This is a genomic window from Bacteroides sp. ET336 (genome assembly GCF_024733815.1).
In the GTDB taxonomy this organism is placed as follows: Bacteria; Bacteroidota; Bacteroidia; order Bacteroidales; family Bacteroidaceae; genus Phocaeicola; species Phocaeicola cellulolyticus.
On record NZ_JANRHK010000001.1, the window covers coordinates 417,320 to 435,905 of the forward strand.

General features: G+C 35.6%; 19 protein-coding genes. All 19 read left to right on the top strand.

Annotated features, from left to right (window positions below):
• A complete protein-coding gene (locus NW213_RS02050; RefSeq protein ID WP_258321680.1) occupies nt 1–1,113 on the top strand; it encodes a DegT/DnrJ/EryC1/StrS aminotransferase family protein in 1,113 nt (370 codons plus the stop codon).
• Nucleotides 1,113–1,793: a CatB-related O-acetyltransferase gene (locus NW213_RS02055; protein WP_258321681.1), complete on the top strand. Its 681-nt coding sequence runs from the start codon at nt 1,113–1,115 to the stop codon at nt 1,791–1,793. The genes NW213_RS02050 and NW213_RS02055 overlap by 1 nt, the downstream gene beginning before the upstream one ends.
• An 11-nt stretch (nt 1,794–1,804) precedes the next feature.
• Nucleotides 1,805–2,815 (top strand): ATP-grasp domain-containing protein, encoded by a 1,011-nt coding sequence (locus tag NW213_RS02060; protein ID WP_258321682.1) that lies wholly within the window; start codon nt 1,805–1,807, stop codon nt 2,813–2,815.
• A gap of 1 nt (nt 2,816) precedes the next feature.
• Entirely contained in the window at nt 2,817–3,875 is a 1,059-nt protein-coding gene (locus NW213_RS02065) for an acyltransferase (protein ID WP_258321683.1), read from the top strand.
• 97 nt (nt 3,876–3,972) lie between these two features.
• Nucleotides 3,973–4,791 carry a glycosyltransferase family 2 protein gene (locus NW213_RS02070; RefSeq protein ID WP_375338094.1) on the top strand — a complete coding sequence of 273 codons (819 nt, stop codon included), beginning with the start codon at nt 3,973–3,975 and terminating at the stop codon, nt 4,789–4,791.
• A 17-nt stretch (nt 4,792–4,808) separates the two neighbouring features.
• Nucleotides 4,809–5,861 (top strand): glycosyltransferase, encoded by a 1,053-nt coding sequence (locus NW213_RS02075; protein WP_258321685.1) that lies wholly within the window; start codon nt 4,809–4,811, stop codon nt 5,859–5,861.
• A gap of 25 nt (nt 5,862–5,886) precedes the next feature.
• On the top strand, nt 5,887–6,513 hold the full coding sequence (locus NW213_RS02080; RefSeq protein WP_258321686.1) for an acyltransferase: 627 nt from the start codon (nt 5,887–5,889) through the stop codon (nt 6,511–6,513).
• Between the two features lie 51 nt (nt 6,514–6,564).
• Nucleotides 6,565–7,695: a UDP-galactopyranose mutase gene (gene glf / locus NW213_RS02085; protein WP_258321687.1), complete on the top strand. Its 1,131-nt coding sequence runs from the start codon at nt 6,565–6,567 to the stop codon at nt 7,693–7,695.
• Between the two features lie 5 nt (nt 7,696–7,700).
• Nucleotides 7,701–8,738 carry a hypothetical protein gene (locus NW213_RS02090; RefSeq protein WP_258321688.1) on the top strand — a complete coding sequence of 346 codons (1,038 nt, stop codon included), beginning with the start codon at nt 7,701–7,703 and terminating at the stop codon, nt 8,736–8,738.
• A 4-nt stretch (nt 8,739–8,742) separates the two neighbouring features.
• A complete protein-coding gene (locus NW213_RS02095) occupies nt 8,743–9,828 on the top strand; it encodes a glycosyltransferase family A protein (RefSeq protein WP_258321689.1) in 1,086 nt (361 codons plus the stop codon).
• Between the two features lie 5 nt (nt 9,829–9,833).
• The gene (locus NW213_RS02100) at nt 9,834–10,820 is read left to right on the top strand and encodes a glycosyltransferase family 2 protein (RefSeq protein ID WP_258321690.1); all 987 of its coding nucleotides are present in this window, start codon (nt 9,834–9,836) and stop codon (nt 10,818–10,820) included.
• Nucleotides 10,821–10,822: 2 nt separating this feature from the next.
• Nucleotides 10,823–12,100 (top strand): hypothetical protein, encoded by a 1,278-nt coding sequence (locus NW213_RS02105; protein WP_258321691.1) that lies wholly within the window; start codon nt 10,823–10,825, stop codon nt 12,098–12,100.
• Between the two features lie 188 nt (nt 12,101–12,288).
• A complete protein-coding gene (locus NW213_RS02110) occupies nt 12,289–13,191 on the top strand; it encodes a capsular polysaccharide synthesis protein (RefSeq protein ID WP_258321692.1) in 903 nt (300 codons plus the stop codon).
• Nucleotides 13,192–13,209: 18 nt separating this feature from the next.
• Nucleotides 13,210–14,058 (top strand): beta-1,6-N-acetylglucosaminyltransferase, encoded by an 849-nt coding sequence (locus tag NW213_RS02115; protein WP_258321693.1) that lies wholly within the window; start codon nt 13,210–13,212, stop codon nt 14,056–14,058.
• 80 nt (nt 14,059–14,138) lie between these two features.
• On the top strand, nt 14,139–15,278 hold the full coding sequence (locus NW213_RS02120; RefSeq protein WP_258321694.1) for a glycosyltransferase family 4 protein: 1,140 nt from the start codon (nt 14,139–14,141) through the stop codon (nt 15,276–15,278).
• The gene (locus tag NW213_RS02125; protein WP_258321695.1) at nt 15,275–16,513 is read left to right on the top strand and encodes a glycosyltransferase; all 1,239 of its coding nucleotides are present in this window, start codon (nt 15,275–15,277) and stop codon (nt 16,511–16,513) included. Before NW213_RS02120 ends, NW213_RS02125 begins: the two co-directional genes overlap by 4 nt.
• A 6-nt stretch (nt 16,514–16,519) precedes the next feature.
• Nucleotides 16,520–17,626 carry a glycosyltransferase gene (locus NW213_RS02130; protein ID WP_258321696.1) on the top strand — a complete coding sequence of 369 codons (1,107 nt, stop codon included), beginning with the start codon at nt 16,520–16,522 and terminating at the stop codon, nt 17,624–17,626.
• 40 nt (nt 17,627–17,666) lie between these two features.
• Nucleotides 17,667–18,296, top strand: coding sequence for a sugar transferase (locus NW213_RS02135; RefSeq protein WP_258321792.1), 630 nt, complete (start codon nt 17,667–17,669; stop codon nt 18,294–18,296).
• A gap of 16 nt (nt 18,297–18,312) precedes the next feature.
• Nucleotides 18,313–18,582, top strand: coding sequence for a PqqD family protein (locus tag NW213_RS02140; protein WP_258321697.1), 270 nt, complete (start codon nt 18,313–18,315; stop codon nt 18,580–18,582).
• The last annotated feature ends 4 nt before the right edge of the window (nt 18,583–18,586 follow it).

An 18,586-nucleotide genomic window follows, 5' to 3' on the forward strand; every position in this document is an offset into this window, starting at 1 on the left:
ATGGCAGAAAAACAGATTACAGTGACATCACCTTTGATGCCATCTTTGGAAGAATTCAACGTATATCTTGAAGATATATGGAAAAGGAAATGGATTACAAATAACGGATATTATCATAAGGAATTGGAAAAAGCCCTTTGTGATTATCTCGGAGTTCCTTTTATAAGTCTTTTCACAAACGGGACACTTCCTCTTATAACAGCATTACAGGCATTACGTATTACTGGAGAAGTGATAACTACCCCCTTCAGTTTTGTGGCCACAACGCATTCATTATGGTGGAATGGTATAAAACCGGTATTTGTTGATATAGACCCAGTTACTTGTAATCTTGACCCGGAAAAGATAGAAGCTGCCATTACTCCACGAACTACAGCCATTATGCCGGTACATGTATATGGAAATCCATGCGATACACAGAAAATTCAGGAAATAGCGGACAAATACGGTTTGAAAGTAATATACGATGCTGCCCATGCATTTGGAGTTAAAGTTAATGGAGAATCGATACTTAATGCAGGTGATATGTCAACTCTTAGTTTTCATGCTACAAAGGTGTATAACACTATTGAGGGTGGGGCACTGATAATGCATGATGAGCAGACCAAAAAACGTATAGACTATCTTAAAAACTTTGGATTTGCTGGTGAAACCACTGTAGTCGCTCCTGGTATAAACAGTAAGATGGATGAAATGCGTGCGGCTTATGGACTTCTGAATCTGAGGCAAGTAGATAAGGCTATAGAATGGCGTAAACACGTAGCAGAGCTATATCGTGAGGCATTGAAAGATGTTGATGGAATAACATTCCTTGAGGATATTGCAGGGGTAAAACACAACTATTCCTATTTCCCTATTTTTGTAGATGCAGAGAAATACGGTATGACACGTGATGAACTGTACTTCAAGATGAAGGAACATAATGTGTTGGGGCGCAGATATTTCTACCCTCTTATCAGCACATTCAGTACATATAGAGGATTGGAAAGTGCAAATCCTGAAAATTTGCCTGAGGCACATAAAATGGCGGATACGGTTATTTGTTTACCTATGTATCACTCACTGAGTGATGAGGATATAATAAGAGTATTATCTTCAATAAAAAATAAATAATGGGATTTAGAGATAAAGATATACAAATAATAGATTCTAATGTAAATGATAGTGTTCAGGTTTATTATAGAGCTGAAATAAATCAGTCTGATATAAAAGAAAACTGTATTATAGGAGAAAATAGTCGTATAAGAAGTTCTATTTTAGAAAATTACGTCTCAATAGATCGTAATAATCTAATATTAGCCTCAACTATAGGAGCATATACTTATACAGGCCCTTTTGATATGATTTTTAAAACTTCTATAGGAAAATTCTGCTCTATTTCATATGGAGTAACTATTGGTCCTCCTGAACATGATTATTCAAAGCTAACAACTCATCCTTTCATTTATGATAGAAAATTCAATATTTTTGATTCTAAAGAACTACTTAAAGTTTCAAAATTTGATAAATCATGTAACATTGGTAACGATGTTTGGATAGGATGTAATGTTACTATATTAAGGGGAGTGCGAATTGGAGATGGAGCTGTCATTGGCGCTAATTCACTTGTAAATAAAGATGTACCTCCGTTTGCAATTGTAGGTGGTGTACCTGCAAAAATTATAAAATATAGATTTACGCATAAACAAATAGAGCAAATACAAAACCTTGAATGGTGGAACTGGCCTATAGAAGAAATAAGAAAAAATAAAGATTTATTTCTAAATGATAAATCAATACAAAATTTAAAATAAACGATATCCCAATGATAAACATACTTTTAACATCAGCAGGAAGAAGATCTTATATTGTAGATTACTTCAAGAACACTAATGGAATAGGAAAAGTACATGCTTCTAATAGTCATTATAGTATAGCCCTTGAAAGGGCAGACGGATATTTTATATCTCCATTAATTTATTCAGAAAATTATATTCCGTCAATAATAAATTATTGTAAAGAGAATAATGTAAATGCAGTTCTTTCGTTATTCGATATAGACCTATTAGTTTTAGCAAAAAATAAGACTTTATTTGAAAATAATAATATAAAATTAATTTTAGCAGATCCTAAGTTTGTTGAGATATGTAATGATAAATGGGAAACTTATAAATTCATTAATAATTTAGGATTGAATACCCCCAAAACCTATCTTAATAAAGAAGATTTAAAACACGATATTAAAGAAGGTATTATTTCATATCCTATTATAATGAAACCAAGATGGGGTATGGCTTCTATGGGAATATATAAAGTTGATAATGATTTAGAATTAGATGTTTTTACAGAGAAGTGTTATAAAGATATTTTTAAATCATATCTTAAATATGAATCTTCTTTTACTAGGGATAATGCAATAATATATCAAGAAATAATAAATGGAGAAGAATACGGCCTAGATGTATTGAATAATTTGGACGGCGAATATATTGATACTTTTGCGAAACAAAAAATAGCAATGCGAAGTGGAGAAACAGATTTGGGAAGAACTTCTTCTAATTTATTATTTAAAGATGTAGCAAAAATCATATCATCATATAGTAAACACCAAGGTATTTTGTCTGTTGATTGTTTTAAGAATGATAAAGGTATATTTATTATTGAAATGAATTGTAGAATATCAGGCCATTATCCATTAGCTTATCTTGCTGGATTTAATTATCCGCAACTTCTAATTGACTGGCTTAATGGTAAAACTACAGATAGAAGCCTACTAACATTTGAAGAAAATATATATATAGTAAAAGATTTAGTTCCAACCGTTTTGCACAAATAACATGGATTCAAATAATGTTAGGAACTCTAGCATAGAACTTTATCGCATAATAGTGATGTTACTTATAGTAGCACATCATTATGTAGTGAATTCTGGTTTAATGGAAAAGATGCAAGATTTTTCATTATCTCCACAATCAATATTCTTTTATTTATTTGGAGCATGGGGTAAAACTGGTATAAATTGCTTCGTTCTCATTACAGGATATTTTATGTGTAAATCTTCAATAACAGTTCAAAAGTTTTTGAAATTGTTACTTGAAGTTCTATTTTACAATATACTTATATATTTATTATTTGTAATGAGTGGATATGAGGCTTTTTCACATAATGGACTATTGCAATTAATTCCAGCAAGCTATGTAGCAGACGGTTTTGTAAGTTGTTTTCTGTTATTTTATTTATGTATTCCTTTTCTTAATGTTTTTATTAATAATCTTGATAAGAAGAGACATGGATTATTGATATTGTTAAGTTTGTTTATATATACCATTCACGCATCATTACCATATATGGGAGTAAATATAAATTATGTTTCATGGTTTATTGTGCTTTATTTTATTTCTTCATATATCCGTTTGTATCCATCTAAGTATGATAGTAATACATCTTTGTGGATGATATGTACTTTTTCGTGTATTTTATTGTCTGTTTTGAGTATTATAGGCATTTTATTGTTGAATGAAAATTGTGAAAAAGACATATTTCCATATCGAATGTTATCGGATAGTAATGTGATTATGGCATTATTGAATGCAGTATGTAGTTTTATGTGGTTTAAAAATCTTAATATTCCTCAGAGTAAATTTATAAATATAGTAGGAGGTTCAACATTTGGGGTTTTGTTAATACATGCAAATAGTGATACTATGCGTAAATGGTTATGGCAAGATTTATTGGATAATGCTGGTCATTATAATGATGATTATTTTTGGTTAAGACCGATAATATCCGTTATATTTATATTTGGGGGTTGTATAATTATAGATAGAATCCGCATAATATCAATTGAACGACCTTTATTTGGATACATAATAAATAGAAATTTGAAGAATGGGTGATATACAAAATAAAGAATCACAGCCATTATTAGTCAGTATTAGATGTTTGGCATATAATCATGAGAAATTTATTCGTGATACTCTTGAAGGGTTTATAATGCAGAAGACAAATTTCCGTTTTGAGGCAATAGTTCACGATGATGCTTCAACTGATGGTACTGTTGAAATAATAAAAGAATATGCAGAAAAATATCCCGATATTATTAAACCAATCTATGAAACAGAAAATCAGTATTCAAAGAAAGATGGCTCTTTGACAAGAATAATGAATGAAGCTTGTAATGGTAAGTATATAGCATTTTGTGAAGGGGATGATTATTGGACAGATCCTTATAAATTGCAGAAACAAGTGGATTTTCTAGAGTCTCATCCTGACTATGTAATGTGTTCGCACTTTTGGGATGAATATAACCAAGAAACGAATGAGATGAGCCACTGCAAAAACGTAGAGTCGAAAACCTATACGCTTAGGAATCTGATAGACGAAGAGTGGCTTTTCCAACCTTTGACGGTTGTATATCGGGCAAGAGCATTACAGGCGGAAAGAGAGTATAAGGTTTCGCGTGATACGGTTTTGTTTTACAGACTACTGAAGCAGGGAAAGGGCTTCTGTTTCCCCGACACGATGGGGGTGTACAGGTTGCACGGCGGAGGAGTATGGGCTGGTAAAAGTGATGAAGTACGCTGGCTTTCCGACTTCAAAGTGCGTGAAGCCATTTATGATCATGAACGGACTGATGACGCTGCGGAATTTCTTTTGAATGTGATAACCAAGAAACCGATAGGTAGAGCATATCTTATAAAAAGAAGGAAAGAGCTGGGTTATATATTCAGAGTGACGTGTCGGCATAAAGGATTTTTCAGTGCCGCATATATCCTGGCAAAACGATTGTGCAGTTCGTCTGTAAAGTCTTAAAAAAACAACTTGTGTATATGAGAGAACTGAAAGATGGTTTGTCAGGCATCATGTCTGCCAAGAACGAAGCCCGCTTCATTGAAAAAAGTATTGATTCCTGCATTAACGTATTGGACGAATTGGTTGTTGTGTATAATGATTGTACGGACGAAACGCCGGAGATATTGGAAAGAAAACAAAAGCAATATCCCGACAAGTTGAAAGTCTATAAGTATGAACATCATGTGTTGGGATTCAATCTGACACGGGAGGAACTGGAATATGCTAAAAGCCTACCAGAGGATTCTCCGCATTTATTTTGCAACCAGCGCAATTATTCTCTGTCTAAGGTTTCCTATAAATATGTGATTAAAATAGATCCTGACCAGATTTATTGGGAAGATGGGATAAAATTATGGAGAGATATTTGTTGTGGAAAAGTACAAATAAAATGGAATATAGGTTTAATATTAGGTTGGTTTTTCATGATGTATATCTCAGCTTATCGAAGATTGTCCGTTCGATTAGGCTATCCGTGTCTGTGGATGATTCCCGATTGGCTGATTTTTGCCTTAAAGAAAGATTATAGTGACTATATAAAGTGGAGATTACAGAAAGGAGACGTAGCAGTTTCTTTTTCAGGATTAAACTTGTTTTATGATGGCATTTGCTATATTCCATTTGACGGTTACAATATTCATCCTCCATATAATGGAGAAGGAGACCTTTTTATTTTTAAACTATCGGAGCAAACATTTTTTACACCTTACAGTAAAGAAAAGGAGCCATACGCTATGATTGAATTCTTATCTCATCCTTATAAGATAGTTGTAGCTGATAGTCCGCTGTGGTTTCATCTGCATGCTAACCGTACATATTGTTTCGATAAGGTTAAGGCGGTTAAAGAGAAGTATCCGGAGTTGTTTGTTTTGCCGGAAGATTTTGTGAAGATGGACTATAAGGAAGTACTCGACAGGTTAATGCCGAATACATGGACACCATATCAGCGCACCTTGTTCGCCTTGGTACACAAGTGGGGAAAGGAGGCAATAAAAAAACATTTAAAATTGTTGGAGAAAATATGTCTTTGAAAAAAATATACATACTTGGATAAACATGAGCCTGAAGAATACAATAAAAAACAAGTTGCTGAAGTTTACTGTATTTTCTTATCTCTATAATAAAGTATATTGCAGATACTGGACGTGGAGAAGATATAACGTGAAGATACAAGGGGACAAGTCTAGTAATAGGTTTGAAATACCTAAAGACACATGTTGTGAAGATTTGCGTATAGTGTGTAGAGGGATTGATAATTTTGTGAAGATAGGTAAAAGGTGTACTTTTAAGAGGTCGAACACTATATATTTTCAAGGAGATGGAAATACGGTAATTATTGGTGACAATACAATTTTTGATGGTAACGACTTGATTGTTTGTGCAGAAGGAACGAAATGTGTCATAGGCTCTGATTGTATTATTGCAAGTAAGGTGCATATACGCACAACAGATCAACATAATATCTATAATCAACATGACGAGAGAGTTAATCCATCCAAGAATACATGCGTTGGAAACCACGTGTGGCTTGGAGATTCTGTTGTGGTTATGAAAGGGACATCCATAGGAGACGGCTCGATTATAGGTCTTGGTTCGATAGTGTGTCATGATATTCCTAATGATTCTGTTGCAGTAGGTACTCCTGCCAGAGTGGTGAAAACAAATGTTTATTGGAAAGGATAACGGCAAAATCACATAGTTATAAACCTTTGAGATGGGAAAAATAATATGCCAATGAAAAAATACGATTATCTGATAGTCGGTTCCGGTCTATACGGATCCACATTTGCCTGTATGGCGGCTCGTTCCGGTAAGAAGTGTTTGGTGATAGACAAGCGTTCGCAGACTGGTGGTAACCTATACTGCGAGAACGTAGAGGGTATCAACGTACATAAATACGGTGCGCACATCTTCCATACCTCAAATAAGGAAGTGTGGGATTTTGTTAACTCAATTGTAGAGTTCAATAGATACACCAATTCCCCGGTAGCAAATTACAAAGGGAAACTCTATAATCTTCCTTTTAACATGAACACATTTTATCAGATGTGGGGATTGACCACTCCTGAGACCGCTCTCGCCAAAATAGAGGAACAGAAGCGTGAAGCAGAAGAGTTAATGTGTGCAGAGGGAGTGTCCGAACCACGTAATCTGGAGGAACAGGCTTTGTTGCTTGTAGGCAGGGATATTTACGAGAAACTGATAAAAGGTTATACCGAGAAACAGTGGGGACGTAAATGTACGGAACTTCCGGCTTTCATTATCAAGCGACTTCCTGTCCGGCTGGTGTTCGACAATAATTATTTCAACGATAAGTATCAGGGCATCCCCATCGGAGGTTACAACAAATTGATTGAAGGTCTTTTGAAGGATGCTGAGGTTATGCCTGATACAGATTTCTTTCATGATAGGGAACGTTGGATGAACATTGCAGATAAGATTGTCTTCACTGGTAAGATAGACGAATTTTACAGTTATTGTTTCGGTAAATTAGAGTACCGAACTGTGCGTTTTGAAGAAGAAGTCTTGAGTACCCCTAATTATCAGGGTAATGCTGTGGTGAACTATACGGAAGCAACAGTTCCTTACACACGTATCATTGAACACAAACATTTTGAATCATTCGGGGCTGAAGTTTATGATAATCCTTATACCGTTATTTCTAGAGAATATTCCACCGAATGGTCAGAGGGTATGGAGCCTTACTATCCGGTAAATGATACTCGTAATTCACAATTGTATCAACAATACAAAGAATTGGCAGATATGGAAGAAAATATTATTTTTGGTGGTCGTTTGGCTGAATATAAGTATTATGACATGGCTCCAATCGTGGAGTCTGTGTTTAAACATTTTAATGATTGAATATTATGTATCAAGATTATAAAGTAATAGTGAATACGGCGGCAGGTCGTCGTCGATATATGCAATATTTGGTACCATACATTGTGGCTTCCGATGTTGTGGACAGATACGATATTTGGGTGAATACTCATAACGGAGCCGATATTGAGTTCTTCAAGCAAGTCTCAAAAAAATATCCTAAGATAAATCTTGTTTGGCAACCAGATGGCGTAGTGAACGGCAATGCGAGTATAAATGCTTTTTATAAGTCTTGTATAGAACCGCATACTATCTATTTCAAAATGGATGATGATATAGTTTGGATGGAGCCGGGGCTTATAGAGAAGATGGTTAAGTTTAGGGTTGAAAATCCTGAGTACTTTGTAGTTTCTCCATTGGTAATCAATAACTCTCTGTCAACCTATCTGTTGGAGGTTGATAATAAGATACGTTTGAACACATATCATCAAGCAAGTGCGAGTCATCCAGTTTTGTGGAAAAGCGGACACTTTGCCTTGGAACTTCATCGTTGGTTTATTCAGAATTATTTAAGAACTGAAAAGTGGACGGATTTGCATTTGGGTAAAAAGATAATGGGTATGACACGTTTTTCCATTAATGCTATCCTTTGGTTTGGAGATGAAATGGCAAAATTCTCTGGCGTTGTTCCAGGGGATGATGAAGAGTTCCTGTCTTGTATCTATCCAACAAAACAAGGACTTGCCAATGCGTGGAACTGTGATGCCATCGTTGCTCATTTTGCATTTTTCACTCAGCGCGAACAGTTAGATAAAGAGAATATCTTAGATGCATATGGAGAGATTTGCCATAAGCAGTGGAGTAAAGAAAAGATAATGGCATCCATTGATAATGAAATAATAGCCATAATGAATAATATTGACCGTAATGAGAAAACGCTTTTGGAACAGAAATCTCCATACAATAATGTACAAGTCAAAAGAACATGGAAGAGCCGTTTTAAAAAGTATGTTCCTAATATCTTGCTACAATTGAGAGAACTGAGGATGCAGGATAAACAAGAAAATGGATTTATTATCTCATAAAGGTATGGACAAGATACTTTCAATTGTAATTCCGTCTTATAATATGGAGCAGTATCTGACTACTTGCTTGGAGTCTTTGTTGATAAAAGAGAACCGGGCTTTTTTGGAAGTACTTATAATAAATGATGGAAGTAAAGATAAGACGCTATATATTGCTAATGAATATGCAGAAAAATATCCGGAATTGTTCCGTGTAATAGACAAACCCAATGGTAATTACGGTTCATGTGTGAATAGAGGTCTGAAAGAAGCGCAAGGTAAATATATCAAGATACTTGATGCTGATGATCAATTTGATACAGAGCGTTTTGATGCCTTTATCAAATACCTGTTGTCGGTAGATGCAGATTTAGTATTATCGGATTTTGCGGTAATAGATCTTTCTGGAACCGTAAGAAAAATCATCCATTATGATTTTGGGGGATGGGAATCAGGAAAAATTGAAGATGTTTGTATGTCTCCTGTTTTTATATCAGGTATGCAGATGCATGCTGTGACTTATCGTCGTCAGTGCCTGTTGGATATTGGTTATAAGCAGACGGAGGGAATTTCTTATACAGATCAGCAGTGGATATTTATTCCGATGAGTGTAGTCCGTACAGTAGTCCATTATAATGACTATGTTTATAAGTATCTGATAGGTAGGGAAGGTCAAACGGTAGATCCAAATGTAAAAATTAAAAGTATTAGACATACGTTGCAATGTGCTTTAGGCATGATAGATGCTTATGAGCGGAATAAAGAGAAATTTGTAGAAAAACCTATAAAGAAGTATCTTGATGATCGCTTGTTTTGGTTTGCCAAAAGTGTTTATGCCTTTTGTCTAGCGCATTATAATGCAGAAACGATAGCTTTGTTGCAGGATTTTGACCAGCAAATACAGATGATAAGTACGGAGGTTTACGATAGGATAGGTAGTAAGGAAATGAGTTCAATTATGGGATTTTGTTTTATTGATTACTGGAGGCGTCATAGAAATGTTCCTATTTGGATTGTAAAGACTTTAAGCAAAACCTATATGATGGTATTGTCTTTGAAATCGGTATTGCCAAAAGATGAGGATCCAATGGCTATACCTACATCTTTTTAACGAATATGACTGAAATAAAAGTTACTGTAATCGTTCCTATTTACAATGTGGAGAAGTTTATCACCCGTTGTGTAGATTCTTTATTTGAACAGACGCTTCAGGAAGTAGAATTTATATTTGTGGATGATGCAACTCCGGACAAAAGTATTGATATGTTGCAACATTCAATAGATAACCATCCTATATGTAAAGATAAAGTGGTCATACTGCATCATGCGCAAAACAAAGGACTACCTGCAGCTCGGAATACAGGATTGGCTATGGCTAAAGGAGAGTATATATATCATTGTGACAGTGATGATTTTATGGATGCACGTATGCTTGAAGATATGTACCAAATTGCCAAGGAGAATGAAGCTGATATAGTGTGGAGTGATTGGTATTTATCTTTTGCAAACAGAGAACGTTATATGAAGCAACCTTCATATTCAGATGCAAAAGAAACTGTCAAAGCCATGCTGAGTGGTGTGATGAAGTATAATGTATGGAATAAGTTGGTCAAACGTAGTCTGTATGTTGATAATGGTGTTAAATTTCCTGATGGATATGGAATGGGAGAGGATATGACTATGATCATGCTGTTTGCTTATGCTAGGAAAGTCCAATATATCCATAATGCATATTATCACTATGTGAAAACAAATAGTACCGCTTTTAGTCAGACTTATTCTGACAAGCATTTACGGGAGTTGCGATTTAATGTTGACCGTATTGTTGATTTTGTTGAACGTACATTTGGCAATGAGTTCAAAAAAGAACTTGCCTTTATGAAGTTGGAGGCAAAGTTTCCTTTTTTGCTTTCTAGCAATCAAAACAGGCTTGATGCTTGGAAAAAATGGTATCCGGAGGCAAATGTGTATATTATGCAAAATAAGAATTTGTCTTTGCGCAGCAGACTTTTGCAGTGGTTTGCTTCAAAAGAATACTGGTTGCTTGTGAAATTGTATAGTTGGATATTCAATAAAATTATTTACGGAGTAATATATAGATGAGTATGTTTAAAATATTGGGTGTTATTGTTACGATAATAGCTACAAGTTGTTATTTTTTCCCCTTCTCATTTCCTTTTTTTCAGATAGCTAATACGAAAATGATTTTGGCTGTTTTCGCTTTGCCCATTATAATGGTGAAAGTGGCTAAAGACAGAAAGGGAAGTATTAATAAGGATTTTTTTGTCATATCATTGTTTGCCTGTGGTGTATCATTGGCAAGCCTTATTTCGATGACATTAAATGATACTCCTGATGCAGTATATCTTACTTACATAATTTCAATGTGGGTTTGGTTGGGAGGAGCTTATACGGTGGTTTCTTTAATGAAAGCTGTACATGGAAAAGTTTCTGTTGAGATAGTTTGTCATTATTTGACTGCAGTATGTGTTATGCAATGCATATTGGCCATTATTATTGATAATTATCCATTGGTGAGAATTTTTGTTGACTCCGTAGATTCTGGTGCACATTTTTATTTGGCTAAAGATCGCTTGTATGGAATAGGATGTGCTCTTGATGTTGCAGGAGGTCGATTCGCTGCTGTATTAATAATGATTGCGTTTCTTTTATTGAATATTAGTAAACAGAAAACAGATCATTTAAAGTTGTTTTTGCTGCTTGTATCTTTTGTAATTATAGCAGTGATAGGAAATATGATTGGTAGGACAACAACCGTAGGCTTGATTTTATCTATTTTTATTATTGTAATGGGTTTATATATTAACCAAGGAGTTCAATTGACAAAATTGAGAAACTGGATTTTGGGATTTGTTTTGGTGGCTATAGGTATTTTTGTATACTTATATAATACAAGTGAGTATTGGCATGATTATTTGGAGTTTGGTTTTGAAGGTTTTTTCAGTTTGGTAGAGACAGGTCGGTGGGAGGTACATTCTAATGAAATGTTACAAGAAGGTTTTATATTCCCTGACAATATTAGGGGATGGTTGATAGGCGATGGGTATTTTGGAGATACCAATATAGTAGATCCATACTATATAGGACCAACTTGGTATGGCTTTTATAAAGGTACAGATGCCGGTTATTCTAGATTCTTATTTTATTTTGGGTTGATAGGACTTATTGCATTTTCGGCTTTCTTTGTAAAGGTATGCCAAGTTTGTATGCGTACTTTACCGAAATATAAGTATATGTTCCTAGCTATATTGTGCTTGAATTTTCTTATTTGGATAAAGGTATCGACCGACATTTTTATTGTATTTGCACCATTTCTTTGTTTGTTATCGGAAAATAGAATGGGCAGTGAACAGGAATGTTGATGTGATTTTTGTTGATTTTTTTAAGACGTGTTTTTGATTTATTATATTCCTGATATAAAAATATAAATTATGATTTTAGTTTCTGCTTTTTATTGGGTAACTTGGTGTTAGTTTAGGATGACACGTGTAATTGTTTATGGAATTAATAAACATATGTCTAAAATAAATCTGAATTAATTTTGCCAGATATGAACTTCAATCAATATTTAAAAGTTATTCTTCCTAAAAGGTTATGGTCTTTTCTTCGAGAAAGAGTAATAATTTGTAAACATCGTAAAATTGCTACCATAGCTGAGAAACTTGTGAAAAATTGTAATAGTGCGAAGCTGGATATAGTTAGAAAAGTAGATATTCCTAATGACAAACTTGTGATTTGGCAATACTGGGCACAAGGTTATGGCAAAGACAAATTGCCTCCTTTAGTCAGTATTTGTTTGGATTCTGTTGAAAAATACGCTGCTTCTGAATATACAATTATTCGCCTTTCTGATGCAAATCTATCTCAATATATAGATATACCGGATTGGCTGTTGATTAAGAGGTCATCAATGACTATAGCCCATTTCGCGGATATTTTAAGGTGTATGCTTTTATCTATTTATGGTGGCTTGTGGTTGGATGCGACTTGTTTGTTGACAGGGAGTTTACCTAAGTATTTGTTTGAATCCGAATTCTTTATGTATCAACGAAATCCGAATGAACATAATAAAGAATATTGGAAACATACATTCGCTTACTATTTTGGGTGGAGCAAGGGCTTTAGAGTAAATGTATTAATAGGCATAATGTATGCGAAGGCAGGTAATAAGGTTATTTCTGATATTTGTCTCATGCTTATGGAATTTTGGAAAAAAAATAACGAAATACCTGATTATTTCTTCTTTCAAATATTATTCGACGTATATATTAAAAGATATCCCGAATTAAATTGTCCTATTTATAGCGATTGTACACCTCATTTGTTAAGGCAGATAATTAATGGGTTACCATTGATTGAGGATGTGAGCAAAGTTAAAGAAAAAACTTCACTTCACTCTTTGAATTATAAGAATCCTCAAGCAGTAGATAGATTGAGAGAAATATTGTCTTAGTATAAAACGCATACAATTATGAAACATGCTTATTTGATAATAGCTCATTCTTCACTTGAATTATTGCAAGAATTGGTATGTGCATTAGATGATGTGCGAAATGATATTTATATACATCTGGATAGCAAATTCCTTTTTGACGAAAGCGTTTTGCATACAGAACATAGCCAATTGTTTATATTACCGGTTCGATTGGATGCTAGATGGGGGGATTTTAGTTTGGTTCGTATAGAATTTATGTTATTTGAACAGGCTTGTCAAAACGGACCGTATAAATATTATCATTTGTTGTCAGGTGTGGATTTCCCGTTGAAAAGCCAAGATTATATACACAGTTTTTTTGAAAAGAATCAGGGAGCAGAGTTTATAGGTTTTGCACAACATGCTAGTGATAAAGAGATAAATTGGAGGTCGCAACATTATTTTTTATTTCCTCGTTCTTTCCAATCCCAAAATATCTTTAAAAAAGTAGTTCGCGCTATTTATGCTCGTTTACAAAGTTTGGTTGGATATAAACGTATTGCGATGGAGGTGAAGAAAGGATGTCAATGGTGTAGTATAACGCACGATTTTATAATATATGTATTGGAGAGAAAGCAGTTTGTTTATGAATCTTTTAATCATACGTATTGTCCTGATGAAATGTTTATACAAACATTATGTTGGAATTCTCCTTTCAAGGAACGGGTATATGACATGAATGATGAATTTAATGGCTGTAAAAGATATATTGTGTGGAAAGATAGTGTGATTCAAGTATTAGATAATATGGATGTTGATATATTGGTAAGTTCGGATAGATTGTTTGCGCGGAAATTTACGATAAATGGAATAAACCTTGTTAAATCCATAAGTAGGCTTATTTAATGTATAAAATAGGCTTTAGCATTAGTGTTCAAAATGAACTGAGAAGAAGTAACTATCATTAATACTAAAGAAATGAATCAATGAAATTACTTTACTGCATTCGTGCCACATATAATCCAGGCGGCATGGAACGTGTGCTGTTCAACAAAGTGAACTATTTGGTGGAAAAACTGAATTGGGAAGTTGTAATTGTAACTACCGATCAAAAAGGATTACCATCGTTCTATTCTTTTCCTGAAAAGGTACGCGCGATAGATCTTGGCATAAATTATGCTGACGACAACGGCAACGGTATCATTAAAAAAGTAACTGGCTATTTGCGTCGCAGGAGAAAGCATAAACAGGCACTTACGGAACTGCTTATAAAAGAAAAGGCTGATATAGTAGTTTCTCTTTACCCGTCGGAATCTTCGTTCATACCTGATATAAAGGATGGCAGTAAGAAGGTATTGGAAATACATTACTGTAAGTTCTTCCGTTTGCAATATGGAAGGAAAGGACTGCTGGGAGCGATAGACAGATGGCGTACATGTCAGGACGAAAGGATAGTGAGACGGTTTGATAAGTTTGTGGTATTGACCAATGAGGACAGGGGATACTGGGGAAAACTGCCGAATATTTGTGTAATTCCAAATGCGGCAATGTTTGTTGCCGACAGGTATTCCGATGTATCAAATAAACGTGTAATAGCTGTAGGGCGACTTGACTATCAGAAAGGGTTTGACCGCCTGATACAGGCCTGGGAGATTGTATATAAATCGGGGAAATACAATGACTGGAGACTTGACATATTCGGTCAGGGTGAATGGAAAGAGATGTTGCAGGGGATGATAGATGAAAGGGAACTGAACGGCAGTGCTTTTATAAACAAGCCGACAAAGAATATTGGCAGGGAATATTCTGAAAGTTCAATGCTGGTGATGAGTTCAAACTATGAAGGATTTCCGATGGTGATGATAGAGGCGATGGCTTGCGGATTGCCGGTAGTGGCGTTCGACTTCAAATGCGGGCCGAAGGATATTATCCGTGAGGGTGAGAACGGATTGATAATACGTAACGGTGATATAAAGGCTTTGGCTGAGGGGATGATGAGACTTATGGAAGACACTGAAAACAGAAAAAGGATGTCTCTGAATGCGAGAAAAATTGTGGATACTTATTCTGAAAAGGCAGTCATGGACAAATGGATAGGTCTTTTCAATAATCTGACAGCAAAATGAGGAAACTTTTACAGATAAATCCTGTGATAAGAATCAATACTTCCACAGGGCGTATAATGCAGGAGATAGGTGAACTTGCCATTCAGAACGGATGGGAAAGTTATGTAGCCTACAGCATGGAAAGGGATGGAATAAAGCCATGCAGTTCAAAACTTATACCTGTGGGTAGTTTTATGAGTACTGCGTGGCATGGCATTGAGACAAGGATAATGGACAGACATGGTCTGGCCTCTGATACGGCAACAAGGGAATTTGTAGAAAGAATAGAGGAACTGAGACCGGACATTATCCATATTCATAACATACATGGGTATTTCCTTAATTACAATATTTTATTTGAATATTTTTCCAGATGTGGTATTCCGGTAGTATGGACTGTGCATGACTGCTGGCTTTATACGGGACACTGTTATTATTATTCGTATGTGGGGTGTGACAAATGGCAGACTGGGTGTCATGATTGTCCTCAGAAAAAGGAATTTCCGGCCAGTTTCTTTATGGATCGTTCTAAAAGAAATTATGAGGATAAGAAAGCGGCGTTTACATCTGTTCCGTATGATAAGATGATATTTGTACCTGTGTCGGAATGGATTGAAGGAGAAATGAAAAAATCTTTCCTGAAAGATTATCGTTTCAGAGTTATACACAATGGAATAAATACTGATGTATTCAATGTGTATGATGATACTGACGTTCGCAGGAAATATAATCTTCATGACAAACATATATTTCTGGGAGTGGCGAGTATCTGGAGTCGTGAAAAGGGGCTTGATGATTTTATAAAGATGGCTGGGATGTTGAAGGATGATGAGGTTATAGTGCTTGTAGGTCTGAAAGAGAAAGAGAAGAAATCATTGCCTGAAGGTATTGTAGGTATTTCGCGCACAGAGAATGTGAAACAGTTGGCGGAACTGTATTCTGCAGCCGACGCTTTTCTGAATCCGACATGGCAGGATAATTATCCTACGGTAAATCTGGAGGCAATAGCCTGTGGTACTCCTGTGGTGACATACCGAACCGGTGGAAGTATAGAAGCAATAACTGACATGACAGGAAAAATTGTAGAACGAGGTGATGTGGATGCAATGCTGAAAGCAGCAAGGGAAATAAAAGAAAACGGAAAGGATTGTTATACTAAAGTTTGCCGTAAATTTGCTGAGGAGAACTTTAGAAAAGAAGATAGGTATATGGATTATATACACCTGTATGATGAACTGACATTAAGCAAAAAATAGATAAGAATGAAGATACTACAACTGGGAAAGTTCTATCCGATTGGTGGGGGTGTTGAGAAGGTTATGTACGACCTTATGACAGGCATATCTGAAAAAGGGGTGTATTGTGATATGATGTGCGCAGCGATGGATATGAATGGAATGACAGTAAAAATAAATGAATTTGCAAACCTGATTTGTACGCCTACATGGACAAAAAAGGCTGCTACAATGATTTCACCTGCAATGATATGGAGGTTATGGAGGGTTTGCAGGAATTATGATATAATACATGTGCATCATCCTGACCCCATGGCATGTTTGGCTTTGTTTTGCTCGGGATATAAAGGAAGGGTGATATTGCACTGGCACAGCGATATACAGAAACAGAAGATATTACTCAAACTGTACAAGCCTTTGCAGAACTGGCTGTTGAAACGTGCAGAACGTATTGTGGGAACTACTCCTGTCTATCTCAAGGAATCGCCTTATCTTAAGGATGTACAGGATAAAACGGTATGTCTGCCTATAGGTGTGGAACCTGTAGCTCGTGATTATGGAAAGGAAGAATTGATAAGGAACAGATACAAGGGGAAGAAGATAGTGTTTTCATTGGGAAGATTGGTACATTACAAGGGATTCCGCTATCTGGTTGAAGCAGCCAAATTCCTGAAAGATGAATATGTGGTACTGATTGGTGGGACAGGAGCACTGAGAGAAGAATTGCAGGAACAGATAAATAATGAAGGACTTTCCGGAAAAGTTGAATTGCTTGGACGAGTTTCAGATGAGGATTTGCCGGGGTATTACGGGGCTTGTAGTGTTTTCTGTATGAGTAGTGTACAGAAAACGGAAGCGTTCGGTATTGTTCAGATTGAGGCGATGTCATGTGGAAAACCGGTTGTTGCTACAAAGATTCCTCAATCGGGAGTGGCATGGGTTAATGCGGATGGAAAATCGGGAATAAACGTGATGCCGGAGGATGCCAAAGAACTGGCAGATGCTATAATGAAGATAACTTCTGATGATGATGTATATGTCGGATATTCTGAAAATGCGAACAGGAGATTCAGGGAATTCTTTACTAAAGAGAGAATGATAGAAAAATGTTTAAAGATATATGGATATGAATGAAACAAATGTTAAGGTTTTAAGCTGTTCTAATTCTGCTGAAATGGTTAGGAGCAGAAAACAGGGAAGGAAGGATGCATTGTCTTTTTATGGACGAGTCTTGAAAAGAGGCTTTGATTTTGTTGCGAGCCTGATAGGTCTTATTGTATTCTCTCCATTTATGGCGATGATTTATTTTTGCATAAAAAGGGAAGATGGTGGACCGGCTATTTTCAAGCAGGAACGTATCGGGTATAAAGGTAAAGCTTTTATGCTTTATAAATTCAGATCTATGACAATAACAGCTGAAGCTGACGGTAAACCTGCTCTTTGTCAGAAGGAAGACAAGAGACTTACAAGAATAGGAAAGTTCCTTCGTGAACATCATCTGGATGAGCTACCTCAGTTATGGAATGTACTGAAAGGTGAGATGAGTTTCGTAGGACCGCGTCCTGAGAGAAAGTTTTTTGTGGATAAAATAATTTCTGTGAATCCGGATTATGAGCTGCTGTATTGTTTGCGTCCGGGATTATTCTCTCCGGCAACATTGTATAACGGCTATACGGATACGATGGAGAAGATGTTGAGAAGACTTAATATGGATTTGGCGTATATGGAGAAACATACGCTGTGGCTTGATACGAAAATTATATTCCTGACGGTTTATTCCATAGTGTCGGGAAAAAAATTCTAATTATTAAGAAAAATCAATGATGAGACAGAAAGAGGATTTGGTATTGAGAAAGGTTGGAAAGCAGTATCTTATAGTTGACACACGCGATGGAAGGGCAGACATGTCCGACGTGTATTGCATGAATGAATCTGCAGCGATGATATGGAAGAAGATTGGTGAACGTGAATGTTCTATACAGGAAATTGCCGAATGGTTGTGCGGTGAATATGATGTAGATATTGATGTTGCCTTAAAGGATGTGGAAAAGCAGATTGATGAGTGGAGGAAATTCGGATTAATAGAATAATAAG